The organism is Pirellulales bacterium (genome assembly GCA_035546535.1).
Classification (GTDB): Bacteria; Planctomycetota; Planctomycetia; order Pirellulales; family JACPPG01; genus JACPPG01.
Map to the genome: position 1 here is coordinate 1 of DASZWQ010000157.1, position 8585 is coordinate 8585.

Below are 8585 nucleotides of genomic sequence, written 5' to 3' on the forward strand. Positions count from 1 at the left end.
CAAAAAGGACCTGGATCTGAAGACGCCCTTCAACTTCGTCAGCACGGCCGACATTATCGGCGGCAATTCAGGCAGCCCGGTCATCAATCGCGAAGGCGAAGTCGTAGGGCTGATCTTCGACGGCAATATCCAATCGCTGGTGTTGGACTTCATCTACACGCAAGACCAGGCCCGGGCCACGAGTGTCCACTCGGCGGCAATCGTCGAAGCGCTGCGCAAGGTTTACGGAGCGAAGGAACTGGCCGACGAGTTGGGGAAATAGCGGCCGCTTGCTTCCGTCTGCCCGCTAGATGTAATACATGTTCTCCGCCTGATGGCGGGCGCGGTCGACCAACTGGTCGAAGGTGATCGTTTCGAGCATTTTGCGCTGCACGGCGGCGACTTCGCGCCAGGCCGATTCCAGCACTTTGCCCACGACCGAGCCGGGGGCGGCGCTGGTGGTCACTTCCTCGTCCGGGCCTTCGGTGGCGTTCATCACCTCGGCCAGCGTGATTTGCTCGGGGGGCTTGGCCAGTTGATAGCCGCCCGAGGCGCCGCGCGTGCTGGTGACGAGGCCGGCTCCTTTGAGCTGCAAGAGAATCTGCACCAGGAAGCGCGAGGGAATGCCGTGCTCTTCGGCAATCTTGCGAATGCGCACCGGTTCGCCCGTGTGATGGCTGGCGGCCAATTCCAGCATGGCGATACAGGCGTACTCGGTTTTCGCAGAGACTTTCACGGGTGCCTGGGCGCCTGGCGCGAGGGAATTAGTCGGCGGTGTGCAGCCCGCACTCGACCTTCGCGGTGCCGCTCCAGCGACCAGCGCGCTCGTCTTCGCCGAACATGACGGCCCGCGTGCAAGGCCAGCAGCCGATGCTCGTGTAGCCCTGGTCGTGCAGCGGGTTGTAGGGAATGTTTTCGTCGGTGATCAGCTTCCACACGTCTTTCTTGGTCCAGTTCGCCAGCGGGCTGATCTTCACCAGGCCGAACTTCTTGTCCCAGCCCACGATCGGCGCGCCGGCGCGATCGCTGCTCTGGTCGCGGCGTATGCCGCTCATCCAGGCCCGCATGCCCATGGCCGCCTGCCGCAGCACCGTCACCTTGCGGTCGAAGCAGCATTTGTCGGGATTGGTCTTGTAGACGGGGCCGCCGTTCTGGGCCTCGTACTCGGCGACCGTCGTGGGAGCGGTTTTGTATTCGACCTCAATGCCGTACCGCTCGCGGATGCGCTCGCGCAGCGCCAGCGTCTCCGGAAACTGATAGCCCGTCTCGAGATTGAAAACGGGCGTCCGCCGCTCGATCTCGGCCAGGTAGTGAATGATGACCAATCCTTCGGGACCGAAGGCCGTGGCCATGGTCAGCTTGGGAAAGTAATTCTCAACGGCCCAGGCGATGATCTCGCGCGGCGTGGCCTGTTCCAACTTCTGGCTGTACTCGCGAAGCTGGTCGAGGACCTCCTGGGCCGGCAGCGGCGGGCGACCGTCGGCGGCATTCGCCGGGCTAGCCGAACTGGGGGCCGCAACGCCCGCCGAGGCTCCTGGAATTGCCGTTCCTGGGATTGCAGGCGTGGTCATGTGCGTGGGGGCAGTTTCCGAGGCCCGGCCCGTAGGAAAGCTTGGTGTAGTCGCTGGGAATTGGCCAATCATATGAATGTTGCGCAGGTAAGTCAACTATAAGCGGCCTCTGGTACATAATCGGCCCGCATAATCGGAAACTTCAGCTCAATTGCGACGGCAGGGGAAGCGTCGAAAAGCGCGGGCGACGCTCTCGGCACGGAGCGTTGCTGCCGCGCTCGCCGTAATCCTTGACGCCCGGAATCGAACCGGTCACGATCGCCTCTCGGGCGACGCAAATTGATCTCGATCACGCGCGCTTGATTCGATCGTGAATCTCTTCGCGCAAGGGCACGGCACGGCATCCAGCAAGGGCTCGATTCATGGCGGAAGAAGTCTATTTAGCCGTCGACATGGGGGCATCCGGCGGACGCGTGCTGGCCGGTTTGCTGGACGGCCGGCGGTTGCGGCTGGAAGAAATTCACCGTTTCGAAAACGGCGCCATCGCCGCAGCCGGCGGGCTCTATTGGGACGTGCTCGGCCTGTGGAGCAACATCGTACACGGACTGCGCGCCGCGGGAACGAAATTCGGCGCTGCCATCAAGAGCGTCGGGGTCGATACGTGGGGCGTCGACTTCGCGCTGTTGGGACGCGGCGACGTGCTGCTCGAAAGTCCTCATTCCTATCGCGATCCACGCGCCGACGGCATGCTCGCGAAGGCGCTCGCCCGCGTGCCACGCGCCGAGATCTTCGCCAAGACCGGCGCCCAGTTCATGGAAATCAACACGCTCTATCAACTGCTGGCCTTGAGCGAGCAGAACTCGCCACTACTGGAGATGGCCGAGTCATTCTTGATGATGCCCGACGTGTTCCATTGGCTGCTTACGGGCGTGAAGGCCAACGAGTACACCAACGCCACCACGACGCAGTTCTACAACCCCGTCAAACGCCGCTGGGCTACCGGGCTGTTGGGCCAGCTTGGTATCCCCTCGCACTTTCTGGGAGAGATTGCCGACCCGGGCACGAACCTTGGCAAGCTGCGGCCGCAGGTGGCTGCCGAAACCGGGTTGTCGAACGTTTCGGTCGTCCTGCCTGGCACGCACGACACCGCGAGCGCCGTCATGGCCGTGCCAGCCGCCGGCGAACCGAGCGAACGCCCCGACTGGTGCTACATCAGCTCGGGCACGTGGTCGTTGATGGGCGCCGAACTGCCGAATCCCGTGGTGACCGAAAAATGCATGGCGCTGTCGTTCACGAATGAAGGCGGCGTCGGGCATCGCACGCGCTTGTTGAAGAACATCGTCGGGCTGTGGCTGGTGCAGGAATGCCGAAGAATATGGAAGCTGGCCGGCAAATCGTATAGCTGGGACGACCTCAATAACCTGGCCGTGCAGGCGCCACGGCTGCGTTCGCTCGTGAATCCTGACCATCCGTCTCTGATGGCGCCGCGCGACATGCCGGCAGCGATTCGCGAGCTTTGTCAGCGAACAGGGCAGCACGTACCGAGTGAGGAAGGAGGCGTCATTCGCACGGCGATCGAAAGCCTGGCGCTGCGCTATCGCCAAGTGCTGGCGTCGCTCGAAGAGCTGAGCGGCGGGCGCGTCGAGACGATCCACGTCGTGGGCGGTGGCACCCAGAATCGGCAACTCTGCCAGGCCACGGCCGACGCTTGCGGACGCCGCGTTGTCGCCGGGCCGGTGGAAGCCACGGCGATCGGGAATGTCATGGTCCAGGCGCTGGCGGCCGGGACCGTGGGATCGATCGCCGAAGCGCGCGATCTGGTGCGCGAAAGTTTCCCCGTGGAACAGTACGAGCCGCGCGATACAAAGGCCTGGGAAGACGCCGCGGGCAAGTTCGCAGAGCTCACGAGTGCGTGAGGAGACGCGAGAACGAGGTCGATCCAGCCATCTCTGCCTTTGGTCGGCTCGGCAGGGCGAAATCGGGTGCCACGGGTGGCTTGCCCACCAGTGCCGGCCGGATTGCTCTTGCTCAACCGCGTTCCTCCGCTTTGGCGATGATCCAGCCCAGCACGGCGCCAAGGATCGCACTCAGTCCGACGGCGCATAGCCAGAGCAAGACGAGATCGACGGTTTGTTTCGTGCCGTATGTTTCTCCCAACATTCGCGTGAGGCTCGAGCGAACGTCGAATTTCCGCTGCGCCATCCCGATCCCCAGGCACAGAATGATGATTACGCTCGTGATGCAGGCCACGCCGGCGAACAGGGCCGAGAGCCGCGAAATCGAGATCGCCACGCCCATGGCCACCAGGATGGCGCTGACCACGCCGACGATCACAAAGAACGCGCCGGCTTTGATCAGCGACAATAGCAACGCGGTGACAGCGACGCCGAAAAAAAGCGTGCGCGTCGAGAACCGCCCCCGTTCCGAAGGACGAGGAGGAGGAGGGGGCGGAATTTGCGAATGGTTCTCCATCGCGATGCATCGCTTTTGATTCGACAAGGCGGGACGTTGCCGGGTAATCGCGGCCGGCTTAGTCTGTAGTCGATACCACGGCACGTCACCCGAGGGAATCCCTGCCCTGAGGGAGCTGAAGAAATGGAACGACGGCCCAGCAACAAAAAATAGCCGCCGACGCTCCTGCATCCTCTGCAGGCCGGCGCCGACGGCTAGCTAGTCTTTCGATTTGTTCGCGTCGGGCTTTTTGGTAGTTAGCGCTGTGCCGACGCGGCTACATCCGCCACCTGCGTCTGAGCGTCGCCGCCGAAGGTCAGCGATACGCTTTTGCCCCCGGATAGCTGCACGGTCTTTTCTTCATTGACCGGCTTGCCGTCGCGCACGAAATCGACTTGCACGCGATAGCTGTAGTTGGCCGTCGGCTGCACGCCATTGGAGACGTACGTGCGGTGCTCGCCCGTGCTGGTCGTCAAACGGTCATTGATGATCACTTTGGCATCGGCCGGAACGTTCACGGCGAGCATCAGGCGATCGGAGGTCACCGCGGTGCTGCTCGTCGGCGTGTTGTAGGTGCCAGTCGCCGGCGGGTTCGGCGTTGGCGTGGGAGTCGTCGCAGGAGGCGCCATCGGCGCATTGCCGGGAGCCGCCGCAGGGGCTGCCCCGCAGCCGCCGTATCCGCAGCCCGCGTACCCACCGTAGTAGCCAGGGTATCCCCAGCCACCGCCATAGCCGGCATACCAGCCACCGTATCCGCCGTAGCCGTAACCGCCGTAGCCACAGCCTCCGTACCCACCCCAGCCGCATCCCCAGCCGCGATGGCCGAAGGCGTTTGCATCTGCGACGAGCAGACCTAGAACCGCGGCGATCAGCCCTGCTTTTAGCGCGTGTTGCAACATGTCTCTACTCCATGAAGTGACGTCGATGGTTTGCCGAGCTACTCTAGCTGCGGCCATGTGCAATTTCCGGGCCCCTCCGGCGTGGGCGGAATCATGCCCCCATCGCCGGATTCCGCGCCCGTGAGCATACTGCTCGCCACGACCTCGTGTAAATAACCCGGGCGCGGCGAAGCAGCCTCTGGCACTTGGGAAAGACGTATCGCCGGCTGGCGACGCCAATCCCGCATTGGGCGGGGATGAGCCGGCTTCGGTCGCATGATATAACCAGCGATCCCGAGGCGGATGCGACACCCTGGATTTACCCCGAAGAGCGTTGAGACAAAATCCTAGCGCTGGCGAGCAAACACACGGCAACCGGGCATGAAATTCCGCTCGCCGGCGCTCCCACGCGGTTTTGTCCATCGGCACCAAGAGAATTCGCGCATGATCAACGTCGGCATCGTCGGCATCGGCTTCATGGGCATGATCCACTACCTGGCGTACAAGCAAGTACGCGGGGCCAAGGTCTCGGCGGTCGTATCGCGCGAGCGGCGCAAATTGGCGGGCGACTGGCGCGGCATCCAAGGCAATTTCGGACCGCCCGGCACGCAAATGGATCTGCGCGGCGTGGCCGGCTATCTCGATTGGCGGCAACTGCTCGACGATCCATCGATCGATCTGGTCGATATTTGCCTGCCGCCTGACTTACACGCCGAAGTAGCCATCGCGGCGCTCGCGGCCGGCAAGCACGTGCTGTGCGAAAAGCCGATAGCGCTCACGCTGGCCGATGCTACGCGGATGGTGCGCGCCGCGGAAAAGGCGCGACGCCAATTGCTGATCGGCCACGTGTTGCCCTTCATGCCGGAATACGCTTTCGCCTACGAGGCGATCCGCGGCGGCAAGTACGGCAAGCTGTTGGGTGGTTACTTCAAGCGCGTGATCTCCGATCCGTTATGGATCAAGGACTTCTACGATCCGCGCAAAGTGGGCGGCCCGGTCGTCGACTTGCACATTCACGACGCGCATTTCATTCGCCTCGTGAGCGGCATGCCGGCGGCCGTGTTCAGCACCGGTCGCATGCGCGGCGATGCGGTCGAATTCGTCGATACGCAGTTTCTGTATCCTGGCAAGCGCCTGGCCGTGGCGGCCACGAGCGGCGTCATCGCCCAACAGGGGCGCAGCTTTACGCACGCGTTCGAGATCTACCTCGAGCAGGCCACGCTCGTTTACGATTCGGCGGTCCTGGGGGGCGAAGCAGTGACGGGTACGCCACTGACGTTGCTCGGCAGTGACGGTCGCGTGCGCCGGCCCAAGCTCAAGGCGGTCGACGCCTTTGCTCTCGAACTGCGCGAGGCGGTGCGCTCGGCGAGCGAAAATCGCCCGTCGCCCCTTTTATCGGGAGCGCTAGCGCGTGACGCGCTGGCTCTCTGCCTGGCGGAAACGGCCTCGGTGAAAACCGGGCGACCGGTGAAGTTGTCGAAAAAGTGATCGCTGCTGAGCGATTACCTGCTGGTCTGTCACACATCGACGCGGAGTTCGAGGTGCCACGGCCACACTCTCCGGAACCATGCTGAACTGTCAAGAGATTGAGCCAAATGCTCACGGGCTTCACGAGGGATTCCGGTGGTTCGCGCGTCTCTGACGCCGAAGGCGTCAAACAAGATAGCCCAGGGCGACGCCCTGGGTGAATCTCACGTCCATGTTCGTCGTTATTGAGCCCTGTAAGGGGCGGAACAATCAATCGAAAGAACGCGCGCGGACGTGTATCGCCCTTTCAGGGCTCAGCTCATTGGTTTTTGCGTGCGTCCCCAGGGCGTTGCCCTGGGCTGACCTGTTGCACACCTACGGTGTGCCGGGATAAGCCGTTCCGCATAAATTACGGGAACGCCTCACGCGCTTAGTGAGCACGGCACCCCGCTCTTCGTTTTGACAGTCCACTACAAAGTGCGGTTGATTTTGCCCGCCGCGGCTATTGCTCCAACTCATCTGGCTGGCGTGCGACCTGGGCCGCTCTATCGCATTTCGAGTCGAGGGGGGCAGCGTTCGACTCACGAAACAGACGGGCAATCACAGCCGCCGGATAAAGCACCGCCGCAACGCAACCGGCCAAGATCAGCACCGCGATGGGAATTGCCACGGTCACGACCAACGTGGCAGCCGGGAAGCGAATGGCGATCGCGACGAAGGTCACCAGGCCGATCAAACCCGGGAGGCCGAAGCGCCAGATGGGTTGACCTTTGAGCGGCCGGGCGCGGCGCGTCCGTCGAACGTAGAACGCCGTTGTCACGAGCAAGAGCGGGATCAGGAGTGACACGGTACCCGCAAAAGTCAGCGCATTCTCAATAATGCGCGCGTGCTCTGGGCCCAGAGCGGAATAGCGCTGGCGAACAACCGAGAAGGCGTACCATGTGCCGGCCACCGCCAGAATCGCAATGACTGCTGCCACAAGAAGCAAACCGCCGCTCAGCCACCCGCGCGGCGCTTTCAAGTTCTGTTCCGGGTCTTGTGGTGGCGCGTGGATCATGGTCAGGGCATTCGCTGCCAAGTTGTCTGGATCCGAAGTCGCTCGGAATATTACTGTTCGTTAATCAGTTTGCACGCTTCCATGGTATCTGAGTACCGCGGCACCGGTTTCGGCGCTTCCGGCTCCCGGACGTATGCCGATTACCTTGCCGGTCAAGGGGCGCTAGCGGTGCTTTTCTCGTCCCTTCCGGCTGTAACGCCGGGGTGACTTGCACGGGCTATGCGCGAGCAGCCCCTACGTCAGGCGCTTTCCGGACTTACGCGCCGTACGGCTGTAACCGTCGCAGTTGCCATGCTGCGTACCTTGGCAATTCTTGATGCAACGCGATGGCCCGCGGCGCGAAGGTGCAGGCTGTAGGGAAGGCGCGCGATGCCGCGCCGAAAAGTTTTTTGACCGTCTTGGTATCGTGACCTATATTGCATTTGGCTGCGGGACCGGACGGTAGAACCGCACCGTTACAACCTGCAGCCTGGCTTTTACCCGCGCTTTCGTGTCAACCCGCCTTCGAATGCTTTTCGACCGGCACGTTCCCCGGGAAGTTCCGAGCGGCGCTTCTCCGCCGCGCGGCCGACACTCCAGGATCTGATTATGCACCGTAGGGTTTCTGCCGCGCTCCTTTCGTTCGCCTTGTGGGCTGTTTCCGCCTTCTCGCTGCCGCTGGCGGCAATGGCCGAAATCGGCTTCGTCAACCCCTCGACAAACTCCGCCACCGACGTTTCGTCCTCGGGCGGGGCCAGCGACGTGGTGTCGACGGATCCCAGTCGGCTCATTCAGCAGGGACAATCGTTGGAAAACGAGCGGCGCTGGGGCGAGGCGCTCACGTTTTATGAAGACGCGCTGCGGAAGTTCCCTCACGATCCGGCCATCGAACAACACCTCGCCTCGACGCGTGCGCACTACGAAATTGGACGCCGTTACAGCGATCCTAGCTACAAGCGGGCCCTGACGACCGTGAGTGAGCGCGAGGCGCTTGACCTCTACGGCGAAGTGCTCCTGAAAATCCAGTCGCATTACGTGGAAATGCCCGATTGGAAAAAGCTGGTTGACGATAGCACGCACGTCTACCAGGTGGCGCTGTCGGACCCGGTGTTTGTCGAGCACAATCTCCCCCGCCTTCCGCAGGCCCAGATCGATCGCTTCCGTCGCGAAGTGCTCGATCGCGTTGCCGGCTGGCAGATCAACACCCGCCATCATGCCCGTGACGCCGTGGTGTACATTGCTCGCCTGGGGCGTGAACGGCTG

9 protein-coding genes are annotated in these 8585 nt (G+C 62.7%); 4 read left to right on the forward strand and 5 right to left on the reverse strand.

Going from position 1 to position 8585, the window contains the following annotated elements; all coding sequences use genetic code 11:
- The coding region (locus tag VHD36_19175; protein ID HVU89459.1) for a S46 family peptidase at positions 1–262 on the forward strand (262 nt) is incomplete at its 5' end.
- 24 nt (positions 263–286) lie between these two features.
- Here the strand turns inward: VHD36_19175 and VHD36_19180 are convergent.
- Both VHD36_19180 and VHD36_19185 read right to left on the reverse strand, forming a co-directional pair.
- On the reverse strand, positions 287–715 hold the full coding sequence (locus tag VHD36_19180; protein ID HVU89460.1) for an Rrf2 family transcriptional regulator: 429 nt from the start codon (positions 713–715) through the stop codon (positions 287–289).
- A 28-nt stretch (positions 716–743) separates the two neighbouring features.
- Positions 744–1550 carry a phosphoadenylyl-sulfate reductase gene (locus VHD36_19185; protein HVU89461.1) on the reverse strand — a complete coding sequence of 269 codons (807 nt, stop codon included), beginning with the start codon at positions 1548–1550 and terminating at the stop codon, positions 744–746.
- 362 nt (positions 1551–1912) lie between these two features.
- Between VHD36_19185 and VHD36_19190 the strand changes: the two genes are divergently transcribed.
- Positions 1913–3406 carry a rhamnulokinase family protein gene (locus tag VHD36_19190; GenBank protein HVU89462.1) on the forward strand — a complete coding sequence of 498 codons (1494 nt, stop codon included), beginning with the start codon at positions 1913–1915 and terminating at the stop codon, positions 3404–3406.
- Between the two features lie 112 nt (positions 3407–3518).
- On the opposite strand, the gene VHD36_19195 is transcribed toward VHD36_19190, so the two are convergent.
- Together VHD36_19195 and VHD36_19200 are read right to left on the reverse strand one after the other, a co-directional pair.
- Positions 3519–3962, reverse strand: a complete 444-nt coding sequence (locus tag VHD36_19195; protein HVU89463.1) for a hypothetical protein — start codon at positions 3960–3962, stop codon at positions 3519–3521.
- 236 nt (positions 3963–4198) lie between these two features.
- Positions 4199–4840 (reverse strand): TIGR03000 domain-containing protein, encoded by a 642-nt coding sequence (locus tag VHD36_19200; GenBank protein ID HVU89464.1) that lies wholly within the window; start codon positions 4838–4840, stop codon positions 4199–4201.
- Between the two features lie 360 nt (positions 4841–5200).
- On the opposite strand from VHD36_19200, the gene VHD36_19205 reads away from it, so the two are divergent.
- A complete protein-coding gene (locus tag VHD36_19205; protein HVU89465.1) occupies positions 5201–6307 on the forward strand; it encodes a Gfo/Idh/MocA family oxidoreductase in 1107 nt (368 codons plus the stop codon).
- A gap of 481 nt (positions 6308–6788) precedes the next feature.
- On the opposite strand, the gene VHD36_19210 is transcribed toward VHD36_19205, so the two are convergent.
- A complete protein-coding gene (locus VHD36_19210) occupies positions 6789–7364 on the reverse strand; it encodes a hypothetical protein (protein HVU89466.1) in 576 nt (191 codons plus the stop codon).
- 567 nt (positions 7365–7931) lie between these two features.
- Between VHD36_19210 and VHD36_19215 the strand changes: the two genes are divergently transcribed.
- Positions 7932–8585 (forward strand): hypothetical protein (locus VHD36_19215; protein HVU89467.1); only part of this gene is annotated, 654 nt, incomplete at its 3' end.